Here is a 15,505-nt window from a genome sequence, read left to right as displayed (position 1 = left end):
ATCTGACTATGGAAGAGCATATTATTTATCTGACGAATATAAGAAAACAGATTATTGATGAGCTTGAACAACACTCTCTAAAGCAACTACTTTATATACCTGTTGGCTATAAAAACAATTTGTTTTGGAATGCGGCTCATGTTTTGGCAACTCAGCAATTGATCCATTATTATTTAACCGATAATAGGATGTTGGTCGATATTCAGTTTATTCAGAAGTATAAAAAAGGAACAATCGGAAATACGGAAGTAACGGAAGAAGATGTGACAGAATTGAAGGAAATGTTGGAAAGTACACCAATGCAGATGTTCAAGGATTATCGTTCGGAAAAACTATCGTATTATCGCTCATATAAAACAAGTTTTGGTATGACGTTAGAATCGATTGAAGATGCAATTTTGTACAACAATATTCACGAAGCAATGCATTTGGGCTATATGATGGCGATGAAAAAGAATATTCCTTTTTAAAATCAAACAGAGAATAAAATTTAAAAATTTAGATGTTAACATACAGAGATGCTAAACGAAGCGATTTAGAAAAAATAACAGAAATTTATAATTCTACAATAGCTTCGCGATTAGTAACTGCCGATACCGAACCAGTTTCAGTTGAAAGTAAAGTAAAATGGTTCGAAGAACATTCACCTGAAAAAAGACCACTTTGGGTTGTAGAAAATGAATCGAAAGACATTGTAGGTTGGGTAAGTTTTCAATCTTTTTATGGAAGACCAGCTTATGATGCAACTGTAGAAATTAGCATTTATTTAGATGCTATGCAACGTGGAAAAGGTTTAGGAAAACAAGTGTTGGAATATAGCATTACGAAAGCACCAGAATTTGGAATCAAAACGATTTTAGGTTTTATTTTTTCGCATAATGAACCGAGCTTGAAATTATTCAAGCATTTTGGTTTCGAAGATTGGGGAAATTATCCCAATATTGCAATTTTAGACGGAATAGAAAGAAGTTTAACTATTTTAGGAAAACGAATCGCATAAAAAACCCTCACTTCATTTGAAGTGAGGGTTTTTTATTTATCAGATAAATTTTATTTACCAATACTCCAAATCAATGCTTTTTCTTTAGTTGCTCTGTAAATTGTAGCATGTTCTTCTTTCGGTTCTGGAGAATAATTCCATTGTAGATTTGGAAGTTTTTCTTGCGTCAAAATATTCTTCAAATCATCTGTATAAGGTAAAATATCACTTGCTCCAGATCCTGCAAACCATAACTTTTTTGGAGTTGAAGGAAATTTAGCTAAATCATTTTTTGAATTCAATAACATTTTGTGATCGTTCCACCAAAGTGAAGGATCAATTGCAATATAATAATCAAACATTTCTGGTTGTTTCAGAAAAGTTTCCATGATAAATAATCCAGCCAACGATTCGCCAATAATTCCTTTATTATTTTTAGTGCGATACTTTTTCGTGATTTCAGGAAATAACTCATCCTTGACAAAGCTTCTAAATTGATTAGAACCTCCCACAACATCGGCTATTTTTTTATCTTCTTCATTTTCAGTTGGTGGACTCAAATCTTTGCGACGTTGTATATTTTCTATTCCAACCAAAATAACTGGTTTTATTTTTTTCGAAGTAATCAAACTATCTAATGTGTTTGCAATATGTGGAAAATCTTCTTTTGTTCCGCCATCAGGCATATACAAAACGGATAACGAATCCTGAGAAGTCGAATATTCTTTTGGAACCCAAACATTAATAACTCGTTTTTCATTTAGAATTTTAGAATCAATTGTAAATGTTTCGTGTTTCGGGATTGGATCGTTGTAAACAGGCAGATTAGAGTTTTTGCAAGATGTAAAAAAACTAATAGAGATTACAACTAATAAGTAGTTAAAAATAGATTTCATGTATTTCATATTAAAGTATTTAGTCAAATATACAAAAATCATAAAGAGTTGATTTTCTATTTAATAAAAAAGACCACTAAAAAATTAGTAGTCTTTTTCAAATTATTTTCTAAAGAGTTTTTAATACTCTAAAAATCTCACTTTATTTTCGATTGGTTGACGAACAGCTTCTGGAGAATCTCCTTCAATTTTTCCCATATAGAAAACACCAACACATTTTTCGCCTTCTTCCATAGTTGTAAACTCATCAACATTGGCGATAATGTTTGCTGGAGAAGACCAATATGCACCAATCTTTAGCGCACTTGCCATTAACCACATATTCTGAACAGCCATAGAAGTTGCAGCTAATTCTTCCCATTCAGGATTTTTTTCTGTGTTGATAAAATTGATTAATACAATTTTATTCGACTTATCACATTTCTCAATTAATGCATTTATTTTTCTGTCGCTCAATTGATCTGTTGGCGTTCCTTGCACATAAACACGCTTTACGTATTCGCGGAAACGGTCTTTTGCAGGTCCTTCTAAAACAACAAAACGCCAAGGTTCTGTTTTTTTATGAGATGGCGCCCAATTTGCTGCCTCAAAAATTTGATTCAATTCTTCGCGCGTAATTTCTTCTTGATTGTATTGCGGAGGAAATATAGAGCGTCTATTTTTTATGATTGATAATAAATCGTTTGCATTCATGTTGTAACAATTATTAATTTTATTCTACTAATCAAGCAAATTTACATTAATTTCAATTAAACCAACGTTAAGATGAAAACATTAGATTACAACAAAATTGAGTATTACAAAAACAATAAATTCCAATTTGATATCGGAAAATATTTCAATCAATCATTAGAACTTTTCCAAAATAATTGGCAGCCATTTGTTATTTATGCTCTTGTTGCAGCTATTGTTTATATGTTTACTTCCTTCACTATAATCGGATTGCTTTTTGTGATGTATCCACTTATAATGGGATTTATGATTGGAGCAGAACGTGCCGAAAACAAAATGTCATTAGAACTAGGTGACTTTTTTGGAGGTTTCAAAAATATAGGAAGCTATTTCCTTTTAACACTTATCGTAATGGGAGTTGCAATAGTTGTAATGTTACCATACATTATTTTTTCTTTTTTACCACTTATGTTTAATGATCCCGAAAATGTAAACTCAGCATTAATGATTGGTTCATCGCTTTTTGGTATGTTATACATCTTAGTGGCGACAGTATTTTTATTGTTCTTACAAGCGTGTATTTATCTGGCTCCGTATCTTATTCATTATGGAAATATGAGCGCTATTGACGCAATGAAAACTTCTTATGCAATCGTAAAAAAGAATTTTTGGTGGATGATTCTAATAGCTATTGTTGTTAGTCTGGTTGCTTCAATAGGAGCTATTGCTTGTTATGTGGGTGTGTTAGCAACTTATCCAATTGGCTATATGATGGTTTATTTTATGTTAAAAGATATGATTTTGACAGATGATGAAAAAACAGAAATTGATCTACTTGGTACAAACCAAGAATAATATTAATTTTATCGAATGTTAGCAAAGCATTCGATTTTTACGAAAATGAATGAATTGGGAGCTGCAAAAGTTCCCTTTTTTTTTATGATCGATTTTTTGAAAGAAAATGGAGAAGTAATTCCGTTAAATGAATTACCTGATGAGATAAAATTTGAAGTAGATTCAACAAAAAAAGAATCTTTTCAGAAAGATTTTAAATTCAATAAATTCCCGATTTCCTTTGACGAATATTTGCCAAAATTCAATTATGTTCACGATAATATTTTGTTTGGAAATTCATATTTAACGAATTTAACGCTTCCAACAAAAATTGAAACTGATTTGTCTTTGAATGATATTTTTCAGTTTTCTGAAACAAAATATAAATTGAAATATAAAGACGAATTTGTTTGTTTTTCTCCCGAACGTTTTGTGAAAATTGAAGCTCAAAAAATCTTTTCAAATCCAATGAAAGGAACCATTGATGCCTCGATTCTAAATGCGAAGCAACTTATTTTGAATGATGAAAAAGAAGCTGCCGAACATGCTACAATTGTCGATTTAATTAGAAATGATTTGAGTCTTGTTTCAGAAAATGTTGAGGTAACAAATTATCGCTACATGGATGAGGTGAAGACAAATGATGCAACACTTTTGCAAGTAAGTTCTGAGATAAAAGGTGATTTGAATGATGATTATTACCAAAACTTAGGAACGATTTTCGATAAACTTTTACCTGCTGGTTCTATTTGCGGTGCGCCCAAAATTAAAACTGTCGAAATTATTTTAGAAGCCGAGAAGTATCATCGAAATTTTTATACAGGAGTTTTTGGTGTTTTTGATGGCGAAAATCTTGATAGTGCTGTGATGATTCGTTTCATCGAAAATAATCAAGGTGAATTGTTTTTCAAGAGTGGAGGAGGAATAACAGCAAAAAGTAAGGCAAAAGCAGAGTACGAAGAATTAATACAAAAAGTATATGTTCCAATTTATTGAATCGATTTGTTGTGTAAACAAACAACTTCGAAATTTAGAATTTCATCAAGCGAGATTTGATCGAACAAGAAATGATAATTTTACTGAAATCAATCCGATTTTATTAGACGAAATTATTAAGTTTCCAACAGATTTAACGGTTGAAAAATATAAAGTTAGAATTGTATATGATCGAGAAATTCAATCGGTAGAATTTCAACCGTATCAAATCAAACCAATTGAAAGTATTCAACTTTTTGAGATCGAAAATAAAATTGATTATTCCTACAAATATTTAGATCGTTGGTTTTTTGATGAGTATTTAAAAGAATCGAAAACAGATGATTTGGTCTTGGTAAAATCAAATTATATTACAGATTGTATTTATTCGAATATTGTTTTTTTTGACGGTTCTCAATGGATCACGCCACGAACTTTTCTATTGAAAGGAACAATGCGAGAAGTTTTGTTACAATCAAGCGAGATCATTCAGAAAAATATAAAAGTTTCAGATTTAGTTAATTTTAAATCATTCAAACGAATCAATGCGATGATGAATTTAGACGAAAGCCAAGAATTGGATATTTCGTTGTTAATTCAATAACTCTATAAAATTGATAGAGTATTAATTGCATTTTCATTTTTTAACATTACCTTTGCATAACTTATCAAGAAAGGTGGAGGGATTGGCCCTGTGAAACCTTAGCAACCAGATGACTTATAATCTAAGGTGCTAAATCCAACCTATTAGAGGGAAAGATGAGTAAAAGTATTTCACTTTAATCTGTTGGTTTCTTGAAAGTTTTATGAAAATTAAAAATGAAAAGAAACAAATTTTTACTTGCTTCATTCGCATTTATTTGCGCAGCTACACTTTTCGCTCAAGAAGTTGAAAAGGAGGAAACAAACCTTAACGAAGTTATTTTAATTGGTGGTCGTACATCAGAAAGAACGGTGGTTAATTCGTCTGTTCCTGTCGATATTATTGATGTTGAGAAATTAAAAACGTCTTCTCCTCAATTGAGTGTGAATGATATTTTGAATGTGGTTATTCCTTCTTTTAATTCTGTTCGTCAATCATCTGCAGATGGAACGGAGCATATCGATCCTGTAACATTGCGTGGAATGGGACCAGATCAGGTTTTGGTTTTGATTAATGGAAAACGTCGTCACACAACTTCCTTAGTGAATTATCAAAATACAGTAGGAAATGGTTCTGTTGGAACAGATTTAGGCGCAATTCCGATTTCTGCAATTGATAAAATTGAAGTTTTACGTGATGGTGCGGCTGCGCAATATGGTTCTGATGCGATTTCGGGAGTTGTAAATATTGTTTTGAAATCTAAACCAGGTGGAGACGCTTCTTTGACGTATGGTCAGACCTCTCGAAATGATGGAGAAACGTATAATTTTAACGGAAGTTATGCAACGAAATTAGGACAATCAGGCTCAATTGTTTTTTCGGCAGTTGTAAGTGAGCGTAAGAAAACAAATCGTTCAAAAGATCATAATTTAGATATTTTTGGAGATAATTTTGCATACGATTTTGCAGATGATCCAGATGCAGCAAGAGCTGCAGATGACGCTAAAATTGCTTCTTTAGGACTTACGAGAAAAGATTTTAGATTTCAAATTGGAGATGCGGCAATCAAAAATCAACAATTTTTTATAAATGCTGAAACGGCGATTAATGATCGATTAGATTTTTATTCATTTGGAGGCGTTTCGTTGCGCCAAGGTAATGGATTTGGTTTTAGAAGATTACCAAGCGAATTGTCGGAAGATGCGTTAAAAATTTATCCAAATGGTTTTCAAGCAACGTTAAAATCTAATATAAATGATTATTCAAATTCGACAGGATTGCGTTATTCATATGATGGATGGAAAGTTGACTTGAGCAATACTTTTGGTTTAAATTCATTCAAATATGATTTAGAAAATTCAATTAATCAATCTTTGGGCTTAAATTCTCCAACCGATTTTTACGCAGGGAAACATCAATTTTTGCAAAATACAGTCAATTTAGATTTTTCAAAACGAATCAACCAAAATGTTAGTTTAGCGTTTGGTGGAGAATATCGTTTTGAACAATATAAAATAGAAGCTGGAGATGAAGCTTCTTACGCAGGTTCTGGATCTGAATCTTTTGTAGGATTTTCTCAATTAAATGCTGTAAAAGGTGATCGTCACTCAGTTGCGGTTTATGTAGATGGAGAATTGAAATTTGGAGATTTTATGGCTGATTTAGCTGGACGATTTGAAAATTACTCAGATTTTGGAAGTACAGTCAACGGAAAATTAGCGATGCGATATGAATACGCAAAAGGATATTCGGTTCGTGGAGCGATTTCGACAGGATTTAGAGCACCTTCTTTACAACAAAAATATTTCAGTAATTCGTATACCGATTTATTCTTGAATGATAATGGAGATCAAGTTTTGGTTACAAAAGGAATTATCCAAAATGAGTCTGAATTGTCGAGAGAAATTGGTTTGGATAAATTGAAAGAAGAAAAATCAATCAATGCAAGTTTAGGTTTAACATTTCGTCCGACTTCAAAATTATTCATCACATTGGATGGATATTTTATAAAAGTTGATGACCGAATTGTCTTAACTTCTGATATCACAGATCCTGCTTTAGAAAAATATAATGTAGCGACAGCGCGTATTTTTACGAATGCAATTGATACAGAAACCAAAGGTTTGGATTTAGTGATTTCCTATGATACACGTTTAGGTCGAGGAAAATTGAATGCAAGTTTATCAGGAAATATCAATGAAACAAAGATTGTCGGTTATCATTTTCCAACAGCTTTAACAATTCCAACGGAAGAATTTTTTGGCTCTGATCAAGTCAATATTATCGAATCATTAAGTCCAAAAACAAAAGTAACTTTAGGATTGAATTATGCAATTTCTGGATTCAATTTTATGGTGCGTAACACGTATTTCGGAAAAGTGACAAAAGATGGATATCCTTGGGGAAGTATCCAAGAACACACGGGAAAAGTGGTGACGGATGCTTCGATTGGTTATGATATTACAAAGAATTTCAACTTTACAATTGGTGCAAATAATTTGTTTGATGTTTTCCCAGACAAGCAAGTTTACGAGAATTCTTATTATGGAGTTTTTCCGTATGCGCCAGTGCAAATGGGGATGACAGGAGCGTATTATTTTGCGCGTGCAAGTTTTAAATTTTAATCAATAATAAAATATTCTAAGTGTCAATTTTAATGTAAATTCAAACATTCAATTGGCACTTTTTTGTGTATGGCACATTCAAAAATTGGTTGGAAAACCGCAGCAGCATTAGTGATTTCGAATATGATCGGAACAGGTGTTTTTACCAGTTTGGGTTATCAAATTTCTGATCTAAAAAATACAACTTCTATCTTATTATTGTGGGCAATAGGAGGATTGTTAGCGTTGATTGGCGCATTTATTTATTCGGAGTTAGCTTCAAAATTTAAACAATCAGGAGGAGATTATATTTACTTATCTCGCACATTTCATCCTGTTTTTGGTTATTTATCAAGTTGGATTTCTTTATTCGTTGGTTTCTCAGCGCCGATTTCTTTAGCGGCTTTGGCAATGGGAAAATACTTGAATGTTTTCGGGTTTGATTTAGGAAAAGAATTTGCAATAGCCATGATTTTGATTGTTGCCGTTTTTCAATCATTCAGTCTAAATTTGAGTAGTAAATTTCAGAATATTTTTACTATTCTAAAAGTTGTATTTATTGTTGTTTTAATTGTTTTAGGTTTTTATTTTGCTCCAGCAGTTGAGCCAAATGCGGTAGTTTTTGATTCGACTTGGAAAAATGAATTGTTACTTCCTGCATTTGCGACGTCTTTGGTTTATGTTACTTTTGCTTATACAGGTTGGAATTCGGCTTCATACATCGTAGAAGAAATTGAGCAACCAAAACAAAACTTACCAAAAGCACTATTTATAGGCGTTATTTTTGTCACGATTTCTTATGTTTTGCTAAATTATGTTTTCTTGAAACATGCATCAGCAGGAACTTTGGCTGGACAAGAAAATGTTGCAAATATTTCGTTCGGTAATCTGCTTGGAAATAATGGAAAATGGGTGAGTTGCTTTATTGCTTTACAATTAATTGCGACGATTAGCGGTTATTTGTGGATTGGTTCTCGTTTGACGCAAGCCACAGCGCGCGAAAATAAATTGTGGAATTTTATGGCGAAAGAGAACAAAAATAGAATTCCAGTTCGTGCAATTTGGGTGCATACAGCAATTAGTATTTTGCTAATTTTTTCAGGAGATTTTGAAGTGATTTTTACCTATACATCGTTTGTTTTACAAATATTAGCAACATTAGCAGTTTGTACAGCTTTCTTTATCAAACAAGATCAATTAACTATTATCAAAAGTAAATTCTTTTATATCTTGCCTGCTATATTTTTAGCATTTAGTTTATATATCTGTTATTTCGTTTTGATGCAAAAACCAAAAGAAAGTTTATTTGGTTTAGGTATTATTGCATTAGGAATTGTATTATTCTATTTTGATAAAAGAATTGAGAAAGAGAATTAATCACAAAACCACTCAAATTTGAGTGGGTTTTTATTTTTTAATCTTTTATTCCGTTAAAAATATATTGTAAAATAGGGTTGATTTCTGGATTTTCAAGATGTTTTTTGAAAATTTTGGTATGATATTTTGGTTTATTAATCATTTTACGTTCAACTAATTCGTCAATTGTATCAATGTATTCAACTGAAGTTTTTCCAATCAATAAATTATCCAAAGAACGTCCTTGATCGACATAATTCAAAATTGTTTTCAAACCTTTCAAGTAAAGTGCATCTTTTGTAAAACCACCACCACGATAAACGCGAGTTGTCAGATAAAATGCATCTTCTGGTTGCATTTTGTATTCTTCCATCAAGGTCATAAATGTTTCGTTGAATGATTTTCCATTTGTCAACATATGAACTGCCATAACGCGTAAACCAAGTTCTCTTAGTCGGCTATGATTAATAGAATCAGAATAATATTCACTTAAAATCGCTAAACCTTCTTGCGTTAATGTATTTACAGGTAAACCAATACTAAAGATTTTTAATGGTTGATCCAACGCATTCATGGTTGTCACCATGTGAACTCCAATTTCGTGCTCAATTAAACCATTTGTAAAACGTTTGTCAAACTTAACGCCACGTTTAATCACAACTTTTCTCTTGCTATTGATTACAAGTGCTTTTGATGCGATATCATCCGAAACTTCGATGTCAAATTTGAAACCATAATCATTCGTAGCATTTCTAAAAAGATTAACCACTTCTTCCTCTGTATAATTTCCTTGTTTATCCATTCTAAATTCAGGACAATAAAGGATAAAGTTCGCGTTTTCGATATCTTTTTTGGATGGTTCGCCAAAGTAACGCAACGAATTGTATAAAAATTTATCCGTACCAAGATTGGCTAATAAATCGACCTTATCAAAATAAGCGTTAATCGTGTTAACATACATATTTTGAATACTAATATCATTGATTTTTTCGACTTTAATATTCGATAATTTTCGTTTAAATTCGAATGGATCAATGTTAAGCGGATTGTATTTAAATTGTGGTTCGTATGTATATTTTGAAGCTAAAAATTTCTTCTTTTCAAATTCTAAATTGATCGGATTGATAACACTTAACAATTCAAAATTCTGAACCAATTGGCACAATTGTTTATCAATTTTAACCAAGTCAGATTCTAATTCATTGTGCAAAATATTTACTTGCTTAGAACCTACTTTGTACGTTGTTTCCGTTTTTACAAACTCATAAGCGTGGTTAAGAATCGCTGATTTAAAACCTTCTTTAATTTGGTTAATAATTTCTGGAAAAGATTCTCCTGTTAATTCATCACAATAAATTTTTGAAACTTCTGTCGCTAAAACCAACGTATTTTTGAATCGATTTGTAACAAATTCTAACAAATAACCGCGTCCATAAAATACATCGTTAATCGCTGAATAATTGTGAATATTTTCTAACTCAATATTCGCCAATTCATCGCGCCAACTTTCTACATAGTTTCCGTAACGTTCGTTGTCAATTCGCTCCGCACCAATGTTGAAGACAGGAACCGGACGATCCCAACGTTTCCAATTGTACGAATGAATATCATAAACCAAACATGACTTAAATTTAGTTTCAAGCTTGTTGATTAAAGCTTCTAAAACTTCATAAAAAGCGTGATGTTTTGCAATACTTTTTTGTTTTTGAGAAACCGACAAAGGCTCTTTCCAAACCTGTTTTCCCCAAGCTTCTTCGTACACAGCAGTTTCTGGACCACGATTTAGATCGTATTCAAATCGAGAATCACAACCTTGAATTAAGATTGGAAAAGTTTCTACAAACTCAGCAGTATGCGGATCTTCCTCGTACCAACGTTCATAATTGCTTAATAAACATTTTTCGCGAATATCTTCGCGCATTTGTCCACCATCATGAATGGCAGCACAAACGTAAGGAATGTATTCGTCGATTTTTATTTTGAATGATTCGTCTTCTGCATAAGCTTCAAATACAATTTCGTTCTCAATATTCTCTAAAATTTGCTGTATACTTATGGATTTCATGCTTTAAATTCTTTATATTTCTCCAATAACATCGACACGATTTGTTTCTGAATTTCGTTGTTATTGTTTACATTATTGTGAGGAACAATTCCTCCAGGACTTACTACATTTAGCTCAACCATTTTTCCGTTAATCAAATCGATACCACAAAAATAAATTCCATCTTCATTTAATTGTTTTCCTATTTTACGGCACAATTCTAACTCATGTTCACTCATTTCGTGTCTAATCGCAGAACCACCAGCCGAAATATTAGAACGATGATCGCCTTCTGCAGGAACACGCATAATTGCACCAATCGGTTCACCATTAATCACAATGGCGCGAACATCACCTTTTTCTGCACCTTCTATATAATTTTGACAAATAATAGGCTGAGAATATCCGGTATGATTGATATAAAAATCGCAAATCGAGCTTAAGTTACCAATATTTTTTCGTTCGAAAAGTATAACACCTTTACCACCCATTCCGTCTAAAGGTTTGATGATAAATTTCTCGAAATTATTTTCTTCTACAAACGATTTTATCAAATCAATATCTTTTGTAATAAGTGTTTGAGGAACAATTGTTTCTAGACCATCATCAAAAGAAGCGGCGTATATTTTATTATTTGCTTTACGTAATCCCGAAATTTTATTCACGAAGAAAACTTTATCTTCGATTAATTCTAACATATTCAACAAAAGCGGATCAATTGGTGGATCGGCTCTCATAAAAATTATGTCAAATTCGGTCAAATCTTTTATACTACTTTCAAATTTCATGGTGTGATAAAATTCAACACAATCATTTGTTTCTGTAGTTATCATCTTTTTGCAGTTTCCTACAACTTTGCCTTTGGCAATAGAGATATCTTTTTTTGTTAAATAGGATACTTCAAATCCACGATCTACGCATTCTTTAATAATTCGCATAGTGGTGTCTTTTCCTGGTTCAACCTTGTCCCAAGGATACATTACGAAGCATATTTTCATATAAATAAAAAGGGTATTAAAATCAATGCAATAATAACTAAAAGTTTGATACAAAAAATGATCTATAAAAAATTATAGAATATTTATTTTTATTCTATGAAAGATATTGATTTCTAATGATTAATAAAAGAAAATGGTGATTGATTTTTTAATTTCAATCACCATTTGGTTGGTAAACTATAAACTATTTATTTCTTAAACGATCAATTGTTTCTTGAACTTTAGGATCATCAGCTTTTACGCTGTAATAATCTGCAATTTTTCCATTTTGATCAAGAACCAAATATCTTGGTATCCAATTTAAATCAATCCCTGTGCCAAAATTGCCTTTCCAGTTGTTTCCTAAGTAAAAGTGTTGACCTTCAATCTGATATTTTTTAATACCATTTTTCCAAGCTTCCTCATTCTTGTCCATTGAAAGGTAAACAAAGGTTACGTCAGGATTTTTTTCGTGCAAAGATTTCAAAGCTGGCATGTTTTTGATACAATCTCCACACCAAGTTGCCCATAAATCCAACAAGACAATTTTTCCTTTATAGTTCGAAAAAACTTTTTCGATGGTTGCCGAATTTCCTTCTAAATCAACTACGCTATCTTGCAAAGCTGTTGCGGGAAATTCAGTTTTCATCACTGACGGAATTTTTTGCGAAAATGCATTAATTCCGACAAATAATATTAAAACGCTAATTATTTTTCTCATGATAAATTTTTATCGATTTCATGTATTTACAAAATCTATACCAATTCAGTAGACTTTAAAGCAAAGGTAAATATTTATTTCTAATCATTGCAAAAAGATGTAATTTTGTTTCATGCAAAAATATCTGATTATTGGGCTTGGTAATATTGGTGCTCAATACGAAAATACTCGTCATAATATTGGTTTCAAGGTTGTTGAAGAAGTTGCTAAAAAAGTTGATGCTAAATTTTCACCATCAAATTTTGGTGAAGTAGCACAGTTTAAATATAAAGCGCGTCCAGTTACGTTGTTAAAACCAAATACATACATGAATTTGAGTGGAGATGCGGTTCGTTTTTGGATGAAAAAAGAAAATATTTCGTTAGAAAATATTTTTGTCATTACAGATGATTTGAACTTGCCTTTCGGAACAATTCGTATGCGTGGAAAAGGTAGCGATGGTGGACACAATGGTTTGAAGGATATTCAAAATAAAGTTGGCGGACAAAATTATGCGCGATTACGCTTTGGTGTAGGAAATGAGTTTTCGGAAGGTAAACAAGTGGATTATGTGTTAGGCGATTGGTCGGCAGAAGAAAATGAAAAAATGAATGAACGATTGAATTTGGCTGCTGATGCAGTTTTGTCGTTTATTTTTCAAGGATTAGGTAATACAATGAATCAATATAATGGTAAATAAAATTTTAGGAGTTGCAATGATTGCAGGAACACTTTTTTTAGGTTCTTGTGCAAGCAATTCGTCAAGTTTAGAAGGAAAAGAAGCGAAAATAGAAGAAATAACTTCGACATTAGATAATGTAAATGAAATTAATTTCAAGAGTAAAAAGAATGTTTTGTTAGACGTTCGTACACCTAAAGAGTTTGCTGAAGGTCATGTTCCTGGAGCGGTAAATATAGACGTGAAAAATCCAAATTTCGAAGAAGAAATTCAGAAATTAGATACAAAAAAGAATTATTTCATTTATTGCAAATCTGGTGTTAGAGCAAAATTAGCAACAGAAAAAATGCAAGAAAAAGGTTTCAAAAATGCCAAGAATTTCAAAGATGGAATGTCAACGTACAAAGGAACTGTAACAAAATAATGGAAGGATTTCGTCCCGAAATATTAAAAGAAATTGTCACAACTAAAATGCCTTTCGGTAAATACGAAGGGCGATTGTTGTGCGATTTACCTGTTTCTTATTTGGAATGGTTTGTTGATAAAGGTGGTTTTCCGAAAGGGAAATTAGGAATTCTTTTATCCACTGTTTATGAAATAAAATTAAATGGTTTAGAAGATATTATCTACGAATTGAAACGTCAATTTGGTTAAACTTCCCATTCATAAAAATTTGCATCATCACGCAATTGAAATCCAGCACTTGGATATAATGAATTTCCAATATCATTCGTAACACTTGTTTCTAACAACATTGCACAAGCATCTGTTTTGCGACACAGATTTTTTGCTTCTTCTATCAATTCTCTTGAAAAACCTTGTCCGCGAAATTCTGGTGAAACAAATAAATCATTCAAAATCCAGAAACGTTTCATTCGAGTAGATGAAAATGAAGGAAATAATTGTACGAAACCAACTGCTTTTTCGTCTTTGTTATAAGCTAAAAAGATAACCGATTCGTCATTTACAATTCTTGCTTCTAGAAATTTTTCCGCTGCTTTTACATCAGATTCCTTATCATAAAATTGACGATACGCATCAAATAAATGAACTAATTCTTCTAAATTATTTATAGTAGCTTGTTTTGTCATGGTGTTGAATTAAATTATTGTTGGAGTCAAAAATTATTGCATTTATTTTGAAGACTTTTTTATTTCCAAAATCAAAAATATAGAAGTAAGATCCCATCTCAGCACTAATAAAAGAATCTTGTAAAGATTGCAAATATTCAATATTCCCATTTAAATAATTTTCTAATATGAAGTCAAATTCTTTGAAATTTGTTAATTCAATATTAGAAGTTTCAAATTTTTTTCGATTATATTTTTCTGTTTTAATGTATGTTTTTTCTTTTGTTGAATAATTATAGGTAAGACTTTTAAATCCATTTACCTTTTTTTTAACTACATTATTATAAAATGAACGAATATAAATTATATTTTGATATTTACTTGATGCGTTTTTTTCAAATGAATTTGTATTGAGTTTATAAAAATTATAATATAATTTATCTTGAGTTTGACAAGATGATAAAAATATGAGTAATAAAATCGAAATGAATTTAGACATATAGTTTTATACCAAATTACTAAAATTAATCCAAATCATAATCTTCAAATTTCCAAATTAAAATCATCCATACAAATTACTTCCATCCAAATATTCCCAAACTTTTGGAGGTAACATAGGTTTTATATTTTTTTCATCTTTTATTGCATTTCGAATAAATGTAGAAGAAATTTCCATCAAAGGCGCTTCAACCATTTCTACATTATCCAAATTTTCTTTTTGCGAATAACCAGGACGCGGATAAACATACAATTGATAATCGCGCATTAAAATCTCAGCGTTTTTCCATTTCGAAATTCCATCCAAATTATCAGAACCCATAATCAACGCAAAGTCATGCTCAGGAAATTTTTCGTTCAGATGAATTAAGGTATCAATCGTGTAAGAAGGTTTCGGTAACGTAAATTCGATGTTAGAAGCACGAAGATTAGGATAATCTTTAATCGCTAATTCTACCATTTCTAATCGATCATATTCATTTGCTAAAGAACTTTTTTTCTTCAATGGATTTTGAGGCGAAACCACAAACCAAACCTGATCTAAATCGGTGAATTGTTGAAAATGATTGGCAATAATTAAATGTCCGACATGAATAGGATTGAATGATCCAAAATATAAACCGACCTTCATAAAATTGA

General features: G+C 31.4%; 17 protein-coding genes and 1 riboswitch. Of the genes, 10 read left to right on the top strand and 7 right to left on the bottom strand.

Features of this window, described 5'->3' with window-relative positions; translation table 11 throughout:
- The first annotated feature begins 8 nt into the window (after window positions 1-8).
- The gene (locus B2X73_RS06320) at window positions 9-470 is read left to right on the top strand and encodes a DinB family protein (protein ID WP_038336414.1); all 462 of its coding nucleotides are present in this window, start codon (window positions 9-11) and stop codon (window positions 468-470) included.
- A gap of 32 nt (window positions 471-502) precedes the next feature.
- Window positions 503-1,000: a GNAT family N-acetyltransferase gene (locus tag B2X73_RS06315; RefSeq protein ID WP_171622578.1), complete on the top strand. Its 498-nt coding sequence runs from the start codon at window positions 503-505 to the stop codon at window positions 998-1,000.
- A 50-nt stretch (window positions 1,001-1,050) separates the two neighbouring features.
- Here the strand turns inward: B2X73_RS06315 and B2X73_RS06310 are convergent, their stop codons facing one another.
- Both B2X73_RS06310 and B2X73_RS06305 read right to left on the bottom strand, forming a co-directional pair.
- Entirely contained in the window at window positions 1,051-1,884 is an 834-nt protein-coding gene (locus B2X73_RS06310) for an alpha/beta hydrolase (RefSeq protein ID WP_286495160.1), read from the bottom strand.
- Window positions 1,885-1,995: 111 nt separating this feature from the next.
- Entirely contained in the window at window positions 1,996-2,568 is a 573-nt protein-coding gene (locus tag B2X73_RS06305) for a nitroreductase family protein (RefSeq protein WP_286495159.1), read from the bottom strand.
- A 72-nt stretch (window positions 2,569-2,640) separates the two neighbouring features.
- Between B2X73_RS06305 and B2X73_RS06300 the strand changes: the two genes are divergently transcribed.
- The 5 genes from B2X73_RS06300 (at window position 2,641) to B2X73_RS06280 (ending at window position 8,919) form a co-directional block, all read left to right on the top strand.
- Window positions 2,641-3,402, top strand: coding sequence for a hypothetical protein (locus B2X73_RS06300; RefSeq protein WP_286495158.1), 762 nt, complete (start codon window positions 2,641-2,643; stop codon window positions 3,400-3,402).
- A 15-nt stretch (window positions 3,403-3,417) separates the two neighbouring features.
- Entirely contained in the window at window positions 3,418-4,377 is a 960-nt protein-coding gene (locus B2X73_RS06295; RefSeq protein ID WP_291096027.1) for an aminodeoxychorismate synthase component I, read from the top strand.
- Window positions 4,361-4,960 (top strand): aminotransferase class IV, encoded by a 600-nt coding sequence (locus B2X73_RS06290; RefSeq protein WP_291096025.1) that lies wholly within the window; start codon window positions 4,361-4,363, stop codon window positions 4,958-4,960. The genes B2X73_RS06295 and B2X73_RS06290 overlap by 17 nt, the downstream gene beginning before the upstream one ends.
- Window positions 4,961-5,018: 58 nt before the next feature.
- Window positions 5,019-5,122: riboswitch (SAM riboswitch) on the top strand.
- 53 nt (window positions 5,123-5,175) lie between these two features.
- Complete coding sequence (locus tag B2X73_RS06285; RefSeq protein WP_291096023.1) at window positions 5,176-7,563, top strand: TonB-dependent receptor plug domain-containing protein; 2,388 nt, start codon at window positions 5,176-5,178, stop codon at window positions 7,561-7,563.
- Window positions 7,564-7,632: 69 nt separating this feature from the next.
- Window positions 7,633-8,919: an APC family permease gene (locus B2X73_RS06280; RefSeq protein WP_291096021.1), complete on the top strand. Its 1,287-nt coding sequence runs from the start codon at window positions 7,633-7,635 to the stop codon at window positions 8,917-8,919.
- 37 nt (window positions 8,920-8,956) lie between these two features.
- Here B2X73_RS06280 and B2X73_RS06275 read toward each other — a convergent pair whose 3' ends face one another.
- The 3 genes from B2X73_RS06275 to B2X73_RS06265 all read right to left on the bottom strand — a co-directional run bounded on the left by B2X73_RS06275 (window position 8,957) and on the right by B2X73_RS06265 (window position 12,640).
- Window positions 8,957-10,963, bottom strand: a complete 2,007-nt coding sequence (locus tag B2X73_RS06275; protein ID WP_291096019.1) for a flavohemoglobin expression-modulating QEGLA motif protein — start codon at window positions 10,961-10,963, stop codon at window positions 8,957-8,959.
- Window positions 10,960-11,940 (bottom strand): glutathione synthase, encoded by a 981-nt coding sequence (gene gshB, locus B2X73_RS06270; RefSeq protein WP_291063595.1) that lies wholly within the window; start codon window positions 11,938-11,940, stop codon window positions 10,960-10,962. The genes B2X73_RS06275 and gshB overlap by 4 nt, the downstream gene beginning before the upstream one ends.
- A 184-nt stretch (window positions 11,941-12,124) precedes the next feature.
- Window positions 12,125-12,640, bottom strand: coding sequence for a TlpA family protein disulfide reductase (locus B2X73_RS06265; RefSeq protein WP_221855624.1), 516 nt, complete (start codon window positions 12,638-12,640; stop codon window positions 12,125-12,127).
- A gap of 112 nt (window positions 12,641-12,752) precedes the next feature.
- Between B2X73_RS06265 and pth the strand changes: the two genes are divergently transcribed.
- The 3 genes from pth to B2X73_RS06250 are packed head-to-tail and all read left to right on the top strand — an operon-like array spanning window position 12,753 to window position 13,952.
- Complete coding sequence (gene pth, locus B2X73_RS06260; RefSeq protein WP_038336392.1) at window positions 12,753-13,319, top strand: aminoacyl-tRNA hydrolase; 567 nt, start codon at window positions 12,753-12,755, stop codon at window positions 13,317-13,319.
- Window positions 13,309-13,722, top strand: coding sequence for a rhodanese-like domain-containing protein (locus B2X73_RS06255; RefSeq protein ID WP_291053088.1), 414 nt, complete (start codon window positions 13,309-13,311; stop codon window positions 13,720-13,722). The genes pth and B2X73_RS06255 overlap by 11 nt, the downstream gene beginning before the upstream one ends.
- On the top strand, window positions 13,722-13,952 hold the full coding sequence (locus B2X73_RS06250; protein WP_291096017.1) for a DUF3820 family protein: 231 nt from the start codon (window positions 13,722-13,724) through the stop codon (window positions 13,950-13,952). Before B2X73_RS06255 ends, B2X73_RS06250 begins: the two co-directional genes overlap by 1 nt.
- Here the strand turns inward: B2X73_RS06250 and B2X73_RS06245 are convergent.
- Both B2X73_RS06245 and nadD read right to left on the bottom strand, forming a co-directional pair.
- Window positions 13,949-14,389 (bottom strand): GNAT family N-acetyltransferase, encoded by a 441-nt coding sequence (locus B2X73_RS06245; RefSeq protein WP_286495147.1) that lies wholly within the window; start codon window positions 14,387-14,389, stop codon window positions 13,949-13,951. The genes B2X73_RS06250 and B2X73_RS06245 overlap by 4 nt on opposite strands.
- Before the next feature lie 541 nt (window positions 14,390-14,930).
- Window positions 14,931-15,497 carry a nicotinate (nicotinamide) nucleotide adenylyltransferase gene (gene nadD / locus B2X73_RS06240; protein WP_286495146.1) on the bottom strand — a complete coding sequence of 189 codons (567 nt, stop codon included), beginning with the start codon at window positions 15,495-15,497 and terminating at the stop codon, window positions 14,931-14,933.
- Window positions 15,498-15,505 lie beyond the last annotated feature (8 nt).

The sequence above is a fragment of the Empedobacter sp. UBA7252 genome (assembly GCF_002472765.1).
GTDB lineage: Bacteria > Bacteroidota > Bacteroidia > Flavobacteriales > Weeksellaceae > Empedobacter > Empedobacter falsenii_B.
Note: the sequence above shows the minus strand (reverse complement) of the source record. Positions and strands in the feature narration are given on the sequence as shown.

What these genes read in the sequence shown, in the direction of transcription:
- B2X73_RS06320 (WP_038336414.1), top strand. Translation starts at nt 9, where the DNA reads ATGGAAGAGCATATTATTTATCTGACGAATATAAGAAAACAGATTATT.
- B2X73_RS06315 (WP_171622578.1), top strand. Translation starts at nt 503, where the DNA reads ATGTTAACATACAGAGATGCTAAACGAAGCGATTTAGAAAAAATAACA.
- B2X73_RS06310 (WP_286495160.1), bottom strand. Translation starts at nt 1,884, where the DNA reads ATGAAATACATGAAATCTATTTTTAACTACTTATTAGTTGTAATCTCT.
- B2X73_RS06305 (WP_286495159.1), bottom strand. Translation starts at nt 2,568, where the DNA reads ATGAATGCAAACGATTTATTATCAATCATAAAAAATAGACGCTCTATA.
- B2X73_RS06300 (WP_286495158.1), top strand. Translation starts at nt 2,641, where the DNA reads ATGAAAACATTAGATTACAACAAAATTGAGTATTACAAAAACAATAAA.
- B2X73_RS06295 (WP_291096027.1), top strand. Translation starts at nt 3,418, where the DNA reads ATGTTAGCAAAGCATTCGATTTTTACGAAAATGAATGAATTGGGAGCT.
- B2X73_RS06290 (WP_291096025.1), top strand. Translation starts at nt 4,361, where the DNA reads ATGTTCCAATTTATTGAATCGATTTGTTGTGTAAACAAACAACTTCGA.
- B2X73_RS06285 (WP_291096023.1), top strand. Translation starts at nt 5,176, where the DNA reads ATGAAAAGAAACAAATTTTTACTTGCTTCATTCGCATTTATTTGCGCA.
- B2X73_RS06280 (WP_291096021.1), top strand. Translation starts at nt 7,633, where the DNA reads ATGGCACATTCAAAAATTGGTTGGAAAACCGCAGCAGCATTAGTGATT.
- B2X73_RS06275 (WP_291096019.1), bottom strand. Translation starts at nt 10,963, where the DNA reads ATGAAATCCATAAGTATACAGCAAATTTTAGAGAATATTGAGAACGAA.
- gshB (WP_291063595.1), bottom strand. Translation starts at nt 11,940, where the DNA reads ATGAAAATATGCTTCGTAATGTATCCTTGGGACAAGGTTGAACCAGGA.
- B2X73_RS06265 (WP_221855624.1), bottom strand. Translation starts at nt 12,640, where the DNA reads ATGAGAAAAATAATTAGCGTTTTAATATTATTTGTCGGAATTAATGCA.
- pth (WP_038336392.1), top strand. Translation starts at nt 12,753, where the DNA reads ATGCAAAAATATCTGATTATTGGGCTTGGTAATATTGGTGCTCAATAC.
- B2X73_RS06255 (WP_291053088.1), top strand. Translation starts at nt 13,309, where the DNA reads ATGGTAAATAAAATTTTAGGAGTTGCAATGATTGCAGGAACACTTTTT.
- B2X73_RS06250 (WP_291096017.1), top strand. Translation starts at nt 13,722, where the DNA reads ATGGAAGGATTTCGTCCCGAAATATTAAAAGAAATTGTCACAACTAAA.
- B2X73_RS06245 (WP_286495147.1), bottom strand. Translation starts at nt 14,389, where the DNA reads ATGACAAAACAAGCTACTATAAATAATTTAGAAGAATTAGTTCATTTA.
- nadD (WP_286495146.1), bottom strand. Translation starts at nt 15,497, where the DNA reads ATGAAGGTCGGTTTATATTTTGGATCATTCAATCCTATTCATGTCGGA.